The 13,261-nt window shown below is 68.0% G+C and carries 13 protein-coding genes; 6 read left to right on the forward strand and 7 right to left on the reverse strand.

Annotation, left to right across the window (positions count from 1 at the left end; translation table 11 throughout):
* Positions 1 to 21 precede the first annotated feature (21 nt).
* Both HWY45_RS27845 and HWY45_RS27850 read left to right on the forward strand, forming a co-directional pair.
* The gene (locus HWY45_RS27845; protein ID WP_059883644.1) at positions 22 to 906 is read left to right on the forward strand and encodes an NmrA family NAD(P)-binding protein; all 885 of its coding nucleotides are present in this window, start codon (positions 22 to 24) and stop codon (positions 904 to 906) included.
* Between the two features lie 139 nt (positions 907 to 1,045).
* The gene (locus tag HWY45_RS27850) at positions 1,046 to 1,468 is read left to right on the forward strand and encodes a DUF3224 domain-containing protein (RefSeq protein WP_059808969.1); all 423 of its coding nucleotides are present in this window, start codon (positions 1,046 to 1,048) and stop codon (positions 1,466 to 1,468) included.
* A 37-nt stretch (positions 1,469 to 1,505) separates the two neighbouring features.
* Here HWY45_RS27850 and HWY45_RS27855 read toward each other — a convergent pair whose 3' ends face one another.
* The gene (locus tag HWY45_RS27855) at positions 1,506 to 2,531 is read right to left on the reverse strand and encodes a fatty acid desaturase (RefSeq protein WP_059883615.1); all 1,026 of its coding nucleotides are present in this window, start codon (positions 2,529 to 2,531) and stop codon (positions 1,506 to 1,508) included.
* Positions 2,532 to 2,752: 221 nt separating this feature from the next.
* On the opposite strand from HWY45_RS27855, the gene HWY45_RS27860 reads away from it, so the two are divergent.
* On the forward strand, positions 2,753 to 3,577 hold the full coding sequence (locus HWY45_RS27860; protein ID WP_059883614.1) for a phosphate/phosphite/phosphonate ABC transporter substrate-binding protein: 825 nt from the start codon (positions 2,753 to 2,755) through the stop codon (positions 3,575 to 3,577).
* Positions 3,578 to 3,648: 71 nt separating this feature from the next.
* Here the strand turns inward: HWY45_RS27860 and dbpA are convergent, their stop codons facing one another.
* The 5 genes from dbpA to HWY45_RS27885 form a co-directional block, all read right to left on the reverse strand.
* Positions 3,649 to 5,049, reverse strand: coding sequence for an ATP-dependent RNA helicase DbpA (dbpA, locus tag HWY45_RS27865; protein WP_059883613.1), 1,401 nt, complete (start codon positions 5,047 to 5,049; stop codon positions 3,649 to 3,651).
* 1 nt (position 5,050) lies between these two features.
* Positions 5,051 to 5,248, reverse strand: a complete 198-nt coding sequence (locus HWY45_RS27870) for a hypothetical protein (protein WP_010089753.1) — start codon at positions 5,246 to 5,248, stop codon at positions 5,051 to 5,053.
* 329 nt (positions 5,249 to 5,577) lie between these two features.
* On the reverse strand, positions 5,578 to 7,212 hold the full coding sequence (gene mqo / locus HWY45_RS27875) for a malate dehydrogenase (quinone) (RefSeq protein ID WP_196481853.1): 1,635 nt from the start codon (positions 7,210 to 7,212) through the stop codon (positions 5,578 to 5,580).
* A 581-nt stretch (positions 7,213 to 7,793) separates the two neighbouring features.
* Entirely contained in the window at positions 7,794 to 8,069 is a 276-nt protein-coding gene (locus tag HWY45_RS27880; RefSeq protein ID WP_060080848.1) for a hypothetical protein, read from the reverse strand.
* A gap of 47 nt (positions 8,070 to 8,116) precedes the next feature.
* A complete protein-coding gene (locus HWY45_RS27885; RefSeq protein ID WP_059883643.1) occupies positions 8,117 to 8,605 on the reverse strand; it encodes an Lrp/AsnC family transcriptional regulator in 489 nt (162 codons plus the stop codon).
* A gap of 116 nt (positions 8,606 to 8,721) precedes the next feature.
* On the opposite strand from HWY45_RS27885, the gene HWY45_RS27890 reads away from it, so the two are divergent.
* The 3 genes from HWY45_RS27890 (at position 8,722) to HWY45_RS27900 (ending at position 12,074) form a co-directional block, all read left to right on the forward strand.
* Positions 8,722 to 9,756, forward strand: coding sequence for a histone deacetylase family protein (locus HWY45_RS27890; RefSeq protein ID WP_059883611.1), 1,035 nt, complete (start codon positions 8,722 to 8,724; stop codon positions 9,754 to 9,756).
* A 64-nt stretch (positions 9,757 to 9,820) separates the two neighbouring features.
* Positions 9,821 to 10,897 (forward strand): ornithine cyclodeaminase, encoded by a 1,077-nt coding sequence (locus HWY45_RS27895; protein WP_059883610.1) that lies wholly within the window; start codon positions 9,821 to 9,823, stop codon positions 10,895 to 10,897.
* Between the two features lie 43 nt (positions 10,898 to 10,940).
* Positions 10,941 to 12,074, forward strand: coding sequence for a branched-chain amino acid ABC transporter substrate-binding protein (locus HWY45_RS27900; protein ID WP_059883609.1), 1,134 nt, complete (start codon positions 10,941 to 10,943; stop codon positions 12,072 to 12,074).
* A gap of 48 nt (positions 12,075 to 12,122) precedes the next feature.
* Here the strand turns inward: HWY45_RS27900 and HWY45_RS27905 are convergent, their stop codons facing one another.
* Positions 12,123 to 12,992: a mechanosensitive ion channel family protein gene (locus HWY45_RS27905; RefSeq protein ID WP_059883608.1), complete on the reverse strand. Its 870-nt coding sequence runs from the start codon at positions 12,990 to 12,992 to the stop codon at positions 12,123 to 12,125.
* Between the last annotated feature and the right edge of the window lie 269 nt (positions 12,993 to 13,261).

Here is a 13,261-nt window from a genome sequence, read left to right on the forward strand (position 1 = left end):
TTCATTTATCGGGAGCACATCGTGTTCGTGATCTTCGGCGCATCAGGCAATGTCGGCTATGCGAGCGCAACGGCACTGCGCGACGCGGGCCATCCCGTGCGCGCGGTCGTGCGCGACGCGCGTCATCGCGAACGGCTCGCGCGCCTGGGCTGCGAAGTGGTGCTGGCCGACCTGACCGACGCGCGCACGGTTGCGGCGGCGCTCGATGGCGCGCAGGGCGTGCAGATGCTGTGCCCGGTGCCCGTCGCGGACAGCGATCCCGCCGCGACGATGCGCCGGATGATCGACGTCGCGGCCGACGCGCTCGCCGCGCATCCGCCGCCGGCGTTGGTGGCGTTGTCGGACTACGGCGCGGAGCTCGATTTCGACACGGGCATCACGCGCCTGTTTCATGATCTCGAGGCACGGCTGAAGCCGCTCGCGACGCGCGTGACATTGCTGCGTTCCGCCGAGCACCTGCAGAACTGGGCGCGGATGCTGCCGGTCGCGCTTGCGACAGGCGTGCTGCCGAGCCTGCATCATCCGGTCGACAAGCGCTTTCCCGCGGTGTCGGCGCCGGATGTCGGCGTCGTCGCGGCCGCGCTGCTGCTCGACGGCGGGCGTGCCGACGGGCCGCGCGTGGTCAGCGTCGAAGGGCCGCGGCGCGTCAGCGTGCGCGAGATCGCCGACGCACTCGGCGTGGCCGCCGGGCGCACGATCGTCGCGCGCGAGCTGCCGCGTGACGCATGGGCCGGCACGCTGCTGCGCGCGGGCCTCTCCGAGCGTCACGCGCGCCTGATCACCGATCTGTACGACGTGCACAACGCGGGGCATATCGACGTCGAGGCCGGTGCGACCGAGCGGCGTTTCGGCAACACCGAGCCGGCGGCGGCGCTGGCGGCGCTCGTGCGGCGCGCGATGCAGTGAATGCGGTGGCGCGTGCGGTGAACGGCATCATCTGCGTGCCGGCGTTTTGTGCCATGATGCCGCGACGAGACGATCGTCCTGACTGCGATATCAGGGCGGTCGCATTTCCGCCGTCATCTCATTCCTGCCAGGAGCGCCCGTGAACGCAGCCGCTTCGAATACCACACCCGTCACCGCCGTCGGCACGTTCGACGTCCGGTTCGAACCCGCCGAGCCGACGCCCGCACCGGCCGGCGCCCCCGCGATCGCCCGCCATGGTCTCGACAAGACGTATCGCGGCGCGCTGCAGGGCCATGCGCGCGGCACGATGCTCAGCGCCGGCGAGCCGCAGGCCGGCGAGGCCGTGTACACCGCGCTCGAATCGTTCAGCGGCACGCTGGACGGCCGCAGCGGCGGTTTCGCGCTGGCCCACTTCGGGCAACTCGATGCCGGCGTGAAGGAGCTGCGCATCGTGATCGTGCCGGGCTCAGGCACGGGGGCGCTGGTCGGCATCCGCGGCGAGCTGCAGATTCGCAACGAAGGCGACCAGCATCACTACGTGCTGACGTACCGGATCGAATAGATTCTCCGACGCTCGGCAACGCGGGGATGCGCCGCGTTCAGGAACTGATCCGCAGATAGCCGTCGACCACCGCGACGCGCACGCCGCTACCCGTCGACAACGATGCCGATCCCTCCGGAAACGGATGAACGGGCGCATCGGTGGGCCGCCATGCATGGCGTTGCAATAGCTCCCGGTAGCCGCCGCGGATCACGAAGCCGCCGCACTTGCGCGCATACGCGTCGCGGCGCATCCGGTATGCGCGCGGCAGGTCGTACCACGGCAGCGCGGGCAGGTCGTGATGCACGAGATGAAAGTTGTTGTTCAGGTACAGCAGCCGCATCGCGAAGCCGGCCTCGTTGATCGCGATGCGCGCCTTCGGATGACGGGCCGCGCGATGCTCGTAGAGCGAGCGGATCATCGCGAGCGACTGCGCGGGCCACGTGATCGCCAGCAGGTAATACCACCACGGCACGCCGATCGCGTGCTGCAGCCACGCGAGCAGCGCGACGACGCACGCGACGTGCGTGATCCACATCGGCAGCTGACGCAGGTCGCCGCGCCGCAGTGCGGCGAACGACGCGGCCAGCATCGCGGCGACGCCGGCCGGCGGGCCGACGACGAGCCGCCCGACGAAGGTCTTGCGCGCGACGTGCAGCGCACGCCGCCAGCGCGGCAGCGCCGCCCAGCGCTGCGGCGACACGTAGTTGGTTTCCGGATCGACGCCGGGCACGGTGAGATCGTCGTCGCGGTGATGGTCGAGATGCGTGTCGCGATACAGCGTGTACGGATACCAGACCGACAGCGGCGGATAGCCGAGCAGCCGGTTCACGCGCGCGGAGCGCGTTGGGTGGCCGTGCAGCAGTTCGTGCTGCAGCGACAAGTGCCACGCGCAGAGCAGGACCAGCGGCGGCGTCGCGGCGGCCAGCGGCAGATGGCCCGCCCGCACGAGCAGCAGCACGCCGAGCCAGCCGCCGTAGATCGCGACGATCAGCAGCCAGGTCGGCCACTCGGTGCGGGCGGTGAAGCGGGCGCCGAGCGCCGCGATCGCGCGTGCGTGGTCGACGTCGAAGTATTCAGCCATGTACGGGACCGGCGAGCAGCGTGATCGGCGAGGATTGGAAAGGAAACCGAACTTTAACCAATCGGCGCGCGGCGGCAAATCAATGGATTGGCATGTGCTTATCGCGATCGGTCAGAACGATGCCCGCCGCGGGTTCGACGGAAATGGGTGCGCGATCGGAGGGGCGGCGGGCCTTGCATGCCGGTATCCAACGCGCGCTCCGACGTGCGTAGAATGCCTGCATGAACCGCTGGATCGCCGGACTGCCGATGTACAACGTGACGCCGCGCCACGCCGCGCTGTGGCGCGCGCTGCTGCGCGACGCGCTCGACGCGTTCGCGCGGGCGGGCGGCCCGTCCGGCGTCACGCTGCTCGACGAGCCGTTCGGCGAGCTGGGGCCGTTCTGGCGGCGGGAGGATCTGCTGCTGTCGCAGACCTGCGGCTTTCCGTTCCGCATGCTCGGGCTCGGCGAGGTCGTGCACCTGATCGCGACGCCCCGGTTCGATGCGCAAGGCTGCGACGGCGCGCGCTATTGCAGCATGCTCGTCGTGTCGGCGCGCGCGCATGCGGCCGGCGCGACGACGCTTGCCGCATGCCGCGGCCTGCGCGCGGCCTTTAACGGGGACGATTCTCACAGCGGGATGAACGCGTTCCGGCATGCGGTGGCGCCGCATGCGCGCGACGGACGCTTCTTCGCGTCGGTGGCGCGATTCGGCTCGCATCTGAACGTGTTGCGCGCGCTCGGCGCGGGGGAGGCCGACTGCGCGGCGATCGACTGCGTGACGTTTGCCTATGTGCGCGATGCGCTGCCCGATGTGCTGCGCGACGTGCGCGCGATCGGCACGACCGCGCCTGCGCCGGGCCTGCCGCTGATCGCGTCGCGCGCGCTCGGCGACGCGCAGGCAGCGCTGCTGCGCGATGCGCTCGATACGGCAGTCGAAGCGGATGCCGCTCGCGCACAAGCGCTCAGGTTGCGCGGGTTCGAGCGGCTCACGCCGGATGACTACGCGGTCATCGAACGGTTCGCGGCCGAGGCTGCTGGATATGGCTATCCGGAGCTGGCTTGACGCGTTGAATTGCGTCGCGCCGCCGGAGCGGGCATCGACAGGCGAGCCCCGCCCGCCGATGCATGACACCTTTATTCGTCGTCGTCCATCAGACGAACCTTCACCCGCTTGCCCTTGATCTTGCCGGCATTGAGCTTGCGCAGCGCATCGCGCGCGATGCCGCGCTCGACCGCGACGTAGGTCGAGAACTCGGTCACGTTGATCTTGCCGATCTGCGCGCCGCTGAAGCCCGCATCGCCGGTGAGCGCGCCGAGCACGTCGCCGGGGCGGATCTTGTCCTTGCGCCCGCCGAGGATCTGCAGCGTTTCCATCGGCGGCAGCAGCGGTTCGTTGCCGTCGGCCTTCAGCTCGGCGAGCGGATGCCATTCGACGTCGCGCTTCTGCGCCTGCTCGATCCCGCCGACGCGCCCCATCTCGTCCATGCTCGCGAGGCTCAGCGCCCAGCCTTCCTGGTCCGCGCGGCCCGTGCGGCCGATGCGGTGCACGTGCACTTCGGGGTCGGGCGTCACGTCGACGTTGATCACCGCTTCGAGCTGTGCGATATCGAGGCCGCGCGCGGCGACGTCGGTTGCGACCAGCACCGAGCAGCTGCGGTTCGCGAACTGGATCAGCACCTGGTCGCGCTCGCGCTGTTCGAGCTCGCCGTGCAGCGCAAGCGCATGAAAGCCCTGCGCGTGCAGCACGTCGAGCAGGTCGCGGCATTGCTGCTTCGTGTTGCAGAACGCGATCGTGCTCACCGGGCGATAGTGGTTCAGCAGCAGGCCGACCGCGTGCAGCCGCTCGTTCTCGGTCACTTCGTAGAAGCGCTGGCGGATCTTGCTGTCGTCGTGGCGCTCCGCGAGCTTCACTTCCTTCGGGTTGCGCAGGAACTGCTGGCTCAGCTTCGCGATGCCGTCCGGATAGGTCGCGGAGAACAGCAGCGTCTGACGCGTCGTCGGGCATTGGCGCGCGACCTTCGCGATGTCGTCGAAGAAGCCCATGTCGAGCATCCGGTCCGCTTCGTCGAGCACGAGCGTGTTCAGCGCGTCGAGCGACAGGTGGCCGCGGTCGAGGTGATCCATGATGCGGCCCGGCGTGCCGACGATGATGTGCGCGCCGTGCTCGAGGCTCTGCGATTGCGGCCGCATCGGCGTGCCGCCGCACAGCGTCAGCACCTTGATGTTTTCCTCGGCGCGCGCGAGGCGGCGCACTTCCTGCGTGACCTGGTCGGCGAGCTCGCGCGTCGGGCACAGCACCATCGCCTGCACGTCGAAGCGGCGCGCGTCGAGGCGCGCGAGCAGCGCGAGCGAGAAGGCGGCGGTCTTGCCGCTGCCGGTCTTCGCCTGCGCGATCAGGTCGTGGCCCGCGAGCGCGATCGGCAGGCTCGCGGCCTGGATCGGCGTCATCTCGGCATAGCCGAGCTGCGCGAGATTGGCGAGCGTCGCGGGCGTGAGCGGCAGCGCGCTGAAGGGCGTGGCGGTCGGTTGGCTCATGTCAGGACAGGTCTCCGAGGTAAGGGCGGCCTTCCATCTGTTCGTAGACGACGGTGCCGTCTTCGGCTTCGAAGCGCTCGAGATAGTTGCGCGCGCCGCACAGCGGGCAGCGGAACAGCAGCCCCTGGCCTTCGTCCTTGATGACGACGTCGGATTCTTCCCACTGCGTGCCGCAGCTCTGGTTTCGGCAAGTAAACACGGTTTATCTCCAGCTGAATTCGGTTGCGCGCCCCCTGCGCGTGTCGGGGCGGGGGCGCCGGCGTTGCGCGGCCGTGGCGCGCGGCATCCGCTGAGGGGCGGGCGCGGCGCGGCCGTTCGCGTGACGGTTCGTCGGGGTGGAAGGTGGATCGGCCGGCGATCGGCGGATCGCGCGTGGCGCAATTCTAGCGGATACGGCGGCCGGCCCGGCGGGTTCGCGCCCGCCGCGCCCAATGAAAAACGGCCGCCCGGCCCGGGCTGCGCCCCGCTTCGCGGAGGCAACCCGTGCCGGAACGGCCGTTCCGGGCGGCGCGGCGCGCCTTCAGCGCATCACAGCGCCATGTCGTTCGCCGCCTTGGCCGGGCGGGCCGGCTGGGCCGGCGCGGCGGCCGCGCCTGCATGCGCGGGCGCGCTCAGGTCGATCGTCGGCGGCGTCGTGAGCTGCAGCACGTCGCTCGTCGCGTTCCATTCTTCCTGGACCTTCGCCGGGCTGTCGTTCAGCTTCGTGCCGTAGCTCGGCACGATCTGCTTGATCTTCTGCTGCCAGGCAGGCGTCGCGACCTTGTCCTTGAACACCTTCTCGAGCAGGCTCAGCATGATCGGCGCGGCGGTCGACGCGCCCGGCGATGCGCCGAGCAGGCCCGCGATGCTGCCGTCCTGCGACGCGACGATTTCGGTGCCGAGCTTCAGCACGCCGCCCTTCACCGGGTCGCGCTTGATGATCTGCACGCGCTGGCCGGCCTGCCACAGGCGCCAGTCTTCCTTCTTCGCGTTCGGGAAGTATTCCTTCAGCGCGTTGAAGCGGTCCTCGTCGGACAGCATCAGCTGGCCGGCCAGGTACTGGACGAGCGGGAACTCGTCGACGCCCACGCGCATCATCGGCGCCACGTTGTGCGTGTTGGTGCTGGTCAGCAGGTCGAAGTACGAGCCGTTCTTCAGGAACTTGGTCGAGAACGTCGCGAACGGCCCGAACAGGATGATCTTCTTGCCGTCGATGATGCGCGTGTCGAGGTGCGGCACCGACATCGGCGGCGAGCCGACCGACGCCTTGCCGTACGCCTTCGCGAGGTGCTGCTTCACGACTTCCGGGTTGTCCGTCACGAGGAACGAGCCGCCGACCGGGAATGCGCCGTAGTCCTTCGCTTCAGGGATGCCCGACGCCTGCAGCAGGTGCAGCGCGCCGCCGCCCGCGCCGATGAACACGAACTTCGCGTCGATGTCCTGCGGCGCTTCGTTCGAGTGCAGCTTCACCCACGACACGTGCCACGTGCCGTCGGCGTTGCGCTTGATCTCGCGCACTTCGCTCGACAGCGACAGCGTGAAGTTCGGCTGGCGCTGCAGGTAGCCGACGAACTGGCGGGTGATCTCGCCGAAGTTCACGTCGGTGCCGATCGGTGTCCAGGTGGCGGCGACCTTCTGCTTGCGGTCGCGGCCTTCCATCATCAGCGGCACCCACTGCTTGATCTGGTCGTAGTCTTCCGAGTACTGCATGCCGCGGAACAGCGGGCTCGCCTGCAGCGCGTCGTAGCGCTTCTTCAGGTAGCGGACGTTGTCGTCGCCCCACACGAAGCTCATGTGCGGCGTCGAGTTGATGAACGAGCGCGGGTTCTTCAGCACGCCCTGCTTCACTTGCCACGCCCAGAACTGGCGCGAGATCTGGAACGACTCGTTGATCTGGATGGCCTTCGAGATGTCGATCTTGCCGTCCGGCTTTTCCGGCGTGTAGTTGAGCTCGGCGAGCGCGGAGTGGCCGGTGCCCGCGTTGTTCCAGCCGTTCGAGCTTTCCTGCGCGACGCCGTCGAGGCGCTCGACCATCGTCATCGACCAGCTCGGTTCGAGCTCGTGCAGCCAGACGCCCAGCGTCGAGCTCATGATGCCGCCGCCCACCAGCAGGACGTCGACCTTCTTGGTGTCGGCCGCATGCGCGGACGACGCGGCTACGCACAGCGCGAGCCCCGACAGCATTACCCGTAACGTTTTGATCACAGCAGATCCCTTTTTCAACTTGAATGCATCGATTTGCCACGCCGTCCGGCCGGGGCGGAATGCCGGCGCCTGCGCGTGTCGACCGGGGCCGGTGCGCGCATCCGGATATCCGGATCGCGAATCCGGGATTCCGGATTGACGCGGGAAGCCGTTGCATTTGCGCACGCGAAGCCGCTGCGAAGGACACCTTCGATGCGGTTCGCGGCAGGCAGGCAATCGCCTGCATCGCGCGGGCGCGCAACGCGCCGAGGCCCTTGCGGCAAGCCTGAGCGGTTGGGGTTTCAGGCTGCGTCGGAAAGGGCCGCACGCGGCGCTTCTGCCGGGGGCGGGGTGGCAAGGGGCGCGTAATATAACCGAACTCGATTGCCGTGTCGCAGAGGGAAAATAGCCTTGTTTTTGTGGGGTTTTTTTGTGTCCGGGTTTCCGGAATGGGGGGCGGCAGGCGGGTTGATCGAAGCGCTGCCGCGCATGCCGATCGATGCCTTGGGGCCCGATCGGAATCCGTCGAAAGCGGCAGCGTGAGGCGGGGATGAGAATGGCCGCGGCGAACCGCGGCAGGGTCACTTTACGGAACCCGAACCGCTCCGGCAAAACTGCGCGAACGCCTCCGCCGAATTCGCGAAGCCCTTCTGTTTCGCGAGTTCCCACGGCCGTTCACACTGCCCGGTCGATTCGCACCATGCGTAGCCGGCCGAGCCGATGCAGCCATGCGCGTCGCGATCGCCGCCGACGATCGGTGCGGAGGACTGCGCAGGCGGAGTCGGTTGTGCCGCACATGCACTCAATGCAAACACGATTGCAGCGGCAAGAGAAACCGACGGGATGAAACGTTTCATGAGGTCATGCTCCGTGAAATAGGAAAAAGGTATCGTGCCACCGCCGCTCACGCCTCCGGCACCGGCAGCCGCGACGAGAACTTCACCTCGCGCAACGCGAGGCTCGATTGAATCGACGAAATACCCGCCTGCCGCCGCAGCACGCGTTCGACGAACTCGGCATACGCATCGAGATCCGTCGCGACGACTTGCAGCACGTAATCGGCGGCGCCGGTGATCTTGTGACACGAAAGTACTTCGTCGTGCTTGCGGATCACGGTTTCGAAATTGTCGGCGGATTTGTCGGAATGCATGTTGAACGTGACGAGCACGAACGCGAACACGTTCATGCCGAGCGCGCGCCGGTCGAGGTTCGCCTGGTAGCCGGTGATCACGCCTTCGTCCTCGAGGCGCTTGCGGCGGCGCCAGCAGGGTGTCACGCTCAACGACAGCTTCTCGCCGAGCGTCGCGTTGGAGAGCGCGCCGTCTTCCTGCAGCAGGCGCAGCATGGCGCGGTCGACGCCGTCCATTTCTGCCTTTGGGCGATTTTTGCTCATTTCGTCCGTTCCGTAGTCGGTTTGCACAAAAGTGTACGAAACGGCAGAGCGAAAAGCAAAGCTATTGCTGCTCCTCGCCAATAAACTGTTGCTTACCCTTACCGCAACAGCCCACCATGCTCACGATCTACAGCAGCGATCATCAACTGCACCGCGGCGTCGAACTGAAGGACGGCGCCATCACCGATTCGTTCGAGAACCCCCTGCGCGCCGAAACGGTGCTCGCGCAAGTCCGCGCGAGCGGCCTCGGCGACGTGGTCGCGCCGCGCGCATTCGACCGCGCGTGCTATGCCGGCGCGCACAGCCGGCGCTATGTCGATTTCCTCGCCGGCGCTTGGGACGAATGGCGCGCGACCGGCCGCACCTGCCAGGCGCTGCCGCTCGTGTGGCCCGTGCGCGCGATGCCGTCCGGCGCGACGCCGCCCGCGTTCATCGACGGCAAGCTCGGCTTCTTCGCGATGGACGCCGGTTCGCCGATCAACGCCGGCACGTGGGCCGCGGCCAGCGCGAGCGCGAATTCGGCGCTGACCGGCGCCGAACTACTGTCCAACGGCACGCGCGCGGCATTCGCGCTGTGCCGCCCGCCCGGCCACCACGCCGGCCGCGAGTACATGGGCGGCTACTGCTACCTGAACAACGCGGCGATCGCGGCCCAGCACGCGATCGCGCGCGGCGCGGCGCGCGTCGCCGTGCTCGACGTCGATTTCCACCACGGCAACGGCACGCAGGACATCTTCTACGACCGCGCGGACGTGCTGTTCGTGTCGATTCACGGCGAGCCGCCGGTGTCGTATCCGTACTTCTCCGGCTACGCGGACGAGCGCGGCACGGGTGCGGGCGAGGGCTTCAACCTGAACCTGCCGCTGCCGAAGGGCACCGCGTGGAGCGGCTACGACGCAGCGCTCGGCCGCGCGGCGGCCGCGATCGCCGCGCATGCGCCCGACGTGCTCGTCGTGTCGCTCGGCGTCGACACGTTCGAGCACGACCCGATCAGCCACTTCCGCCTGCGCTCGCAGGACTACCTGCGGATCGGCGAGGCGCTCGCGCGCCTGAGCCTGCCGACACTGTTCGTGATGGAAGGCGGGTACATGGTCGACGAGATCGGCATCAATGCGGTCAACGTGCTGCTGGGATTCGAAGGCCGCGCGTGAGCGCCGCGCCGTGACCGGTTCGGCGGCGGCTGCGCAGGCCGCCGCAATCAAAGGAGCAGTTAGCATGACGAGATATCTGGATGTGACGAGCGTCTCGACGCTCGTGACCGAAGTCGGGATCACGCAGGTCCTGACGACGATGGCTTCCTACATCGAGCAGGACTATCGCCGCTGGGAGACGTTCGAGAAGACCGCGCGCCTCGCGAGCCATTCGACCGATGGCGTGATCGAGCTGATGCCGACCTCCGATGCCCGGCTGTATTCGTTCAAGTACGTGAACGGGCATCCGAAGAACACCCGCGCCGACCTGCTGACGGTGATGGCGTTCGGCGTGCTCGCCGACGTCGATACCGGCTACCCGCTGCTGCTCAGCGAAATGACGCTGACGACGGCGATCCGCACCGCGGCGACGTCCGCGCTGGTCGCGCGCTTCCTCGCGCGGCCCGATGCGCGCGCGATGGCGCTGATCGGCAACGGCGCGCAAAGCGAGTTCCAGGCGATCGCGTTCCACGACATGCTCGGCATCGACGAGCTGCGCGTGTTCGACATCGATCCGGCCGCCACCGACAAGCTCGCGCGCAACCTCGCGCCGTTCGCGGGCCTGCGCGTGATCCGCTGCGCGTCGGCGGCCGACGCGGTGCGCGGTGCGGATATCGTGACCACCGTGACCGCCGACAAGACCAACGCGACGATCCTGACGCCCGACATGATCGAGGACGGCATGCACGTCAATGCGGTCGGCGGCGATTGCCCGGGCAAGACCGAGCTGCATGCGGACGTGCTGCGGCGTGCGCGCGTGGTCGTCGAATACGAGCCGCAGACGCGCATCGAAGGCGACATCCAGCAGATGCCGGCGGATTTCCCGGTGGTGGAGTTCCAGCGGATCGTGTCCGGCGCGCAGCGCGGCCGCGAAACCGATGCGCAGGTGACGGTGTTCGACTCGGTCGGCTTCGCGCTAGAGGATTTCTCGGCGCTGCGCTACCTGAACGCGGCCGCGCGCGAACGCGATATCGGCATCGAGCTGGACCTGATCCCGACGCCGCGCGATCCGAAGAACCTGTACGGCGTCGCGGCGGGCAGCGAGATGCGCACGGCGTCGAGCGTCGCGGACCGCGTGCTGCTCGCGGCGCTGCGGCATTGAGAACGTATCCGACACAACAACGCTTCCCCATCAGGAGAGAGACATGCTTCGACATCACAAGACAACGGCGGCCGCAGCCGTCGCGATGGCGTGCGCACTGCCCGCGCACGCGGACGAGATCGTGAGGATCGGCCACGTCGCGCCGCTGACCGGCGCGATCGCGCATCTCGGCAAGGACAGCGAGAACGGCGCGCGGCTCGCCGTCGAGGAGATCAACGCGAAAGGCCTCGTGATCGGCGGCACGAAAGTGATGCTGCAGCTCGATCCGCAGGACGACGCCGGCGACCCGCGCACCGCGACGCAGGTCGCGCAGCGGCTCGTCGACGACAAGGTGGCGGGCGTGGTCGGCCATCACAATTCCGGCACGTCGATCCCGGCGTCGCGCGTGTACCGCGACGCCGGCATCGTGCAGATCTCGCAGGCGGCCACCAATCCCGTGTACACGCAGCAGGGCTTCAAGACGACGTACCGGGTGGTCGCGACCGACGCGCAGCAGGGGCCGGCGCTGGCCATGTTCGCCGCGAAGCGGATGAACATCCGGACGGTGGCGGTGATCGACGATGCGACCGCGTACGGGCAGGGGCTCGCGACCGAATTCGAGAAGGCGGCGCAGGCGGCCGGCGTGAAGGTCGTGTCGCGCGACGCGACGAACGACAAGGCGATCGATTTCCGCGCGATCCTCACGAAGATCAAGGGCGCGAATCCGGACGCGATCATGTACGGCGGCATGGACGCGACCGGCGGCCCGCTCGCGAAGCAGGCGCGGCAGCTCGGCCTGCGCGCGAAGATCCTCGGCGGCGACGGCGTATGCTCGACCGACCTGCCGAAGCTCGCGGGCGCGGCGGCGGACAACGTCGTGTGCTCGGAAGCCGGCATCGCGCTCGAGAAGATGCCGGGCGGCGCGGCGTTCGCGAAGCGCTACGAGGCGCGCTTCCATCAGCCGATGCAGGTGTATGCGCCGTTCTCGTACGACGCCGTCTACATCATCGTGGATGCGATGAAGCGCGCGAATTCGACGTCCGCCGCGAAGGTGCTCGCCGCGATGCCGGCCACCGACTATCGCGGCGTGATCGGCGACACGAGCTTCACGCCGCAAGGCGACTTGAAGCACGGCGCGATCTCCGTGTTCTCGTACAAGGACGGCAAGAAGGTGCTGCTCGACATCGTCAGGATGTGACGCTCGCGCGCCTGCGTCGCGAACGCGCCGGTTAACGGTGACGTTGGGTTACAGCGCGCGGGTGCGCGGGCCGTCGGCGCTGCGCCCCGCATCGTGCACGATGTGCAGCTCGCGCGTGCGGATCGGCGTCGCGCAATCGGCATCGGCGAGCGCCTTGCGCACCTGGCGCGCGAGGCGCCAGCGCAGCGCCCAGAACGTGTCCGTATGCGTCCAGACGCGCATGTTCGCGACCGCGGTGCTGTCGTCGAAGCGCATCACCATCACGTCCGGAGCCGGGTCCTGAAGCACGTCGGGATCGGCGTCGGCCAGTGCGCGCAGCGCGTCGAGCGCGCGGTCGATGTCGTCGCGCACGGAGACTTCGACTTCGAGATCGAGGCGGCGCGTCGGGTTGCGCGTGTAGTTGCGAATCGGGCTGCCCCACAGCGCGCTGTTCGGCACGTACTCGCAGATGCCGTCCGGTTTCGTCAGGCGCGTCATGAACAGGCCGACCTCGTCGATGGTGCCCGCGACCCCCGCGCCGCCGTCGATGTAGTCGCCCACCTTGAACGGCCGCAGCAGCAGGAGCATGATGCCGGCCGCGATGTTCTGCATCGTGCCTTGCAGCGCCAGCCCGATCGCGAGGCCGGCCGCGCCGAGCACGGCCACGATGCTGGCGGTTTCGATGCCGAGCTGCGACAGCGCGCCGACGATCGCGACGATGCGGATGCCCCACACGGCGACGTCGCACAGAATCGGCCGCAGCGTGTCGTCCACGCGCTCCTTGTTCGCGAGCAGGCGGCTCAGCCAGTTGCCGATGCGTTTCGACAGCCACCAGCCGGCGATGAGCAGCGCAAGGCCGGCGCAGAGCCGGAGGGAGAAGGTGGACAGCGCATTCCACAGGAACGTCCAGCGTTCCGGATGAAAGTGATCGAGCAACATGGGGGGATTCGGACTCCTTTGACTTCAGACATCGAATGGCGCGCGGCGGCTTGCCGCATTTGCGCAGGCGCTACGCAGCCGTTCGCGCGCCGGCGACCCTCGACTGTACACGGAGCATGGGGTTTCGCTTGTACGGATAAGGTCGCATCCTGTTCAGATGCGCTGGAAATATGCCATTTCGTTCGTGTCCTATTGGTTTAAATTTCAAATTAGTACGAGTCATATTAAGCCGCTTAAGTCAGGCCGATACACTCGAATTCGAATAGCCG

Origin of the sequence: Burkholderia stagnalis (assembly GCF_902830275.1) — a bacterium.
Taxonomy (GTDB): domain Bacteria; phylum Pseudomonadota; class Gammaproteobacteria; order Burkholderiales; family Burkholderiaceae; genus Burkholderia; species Burkholderia stagnalis.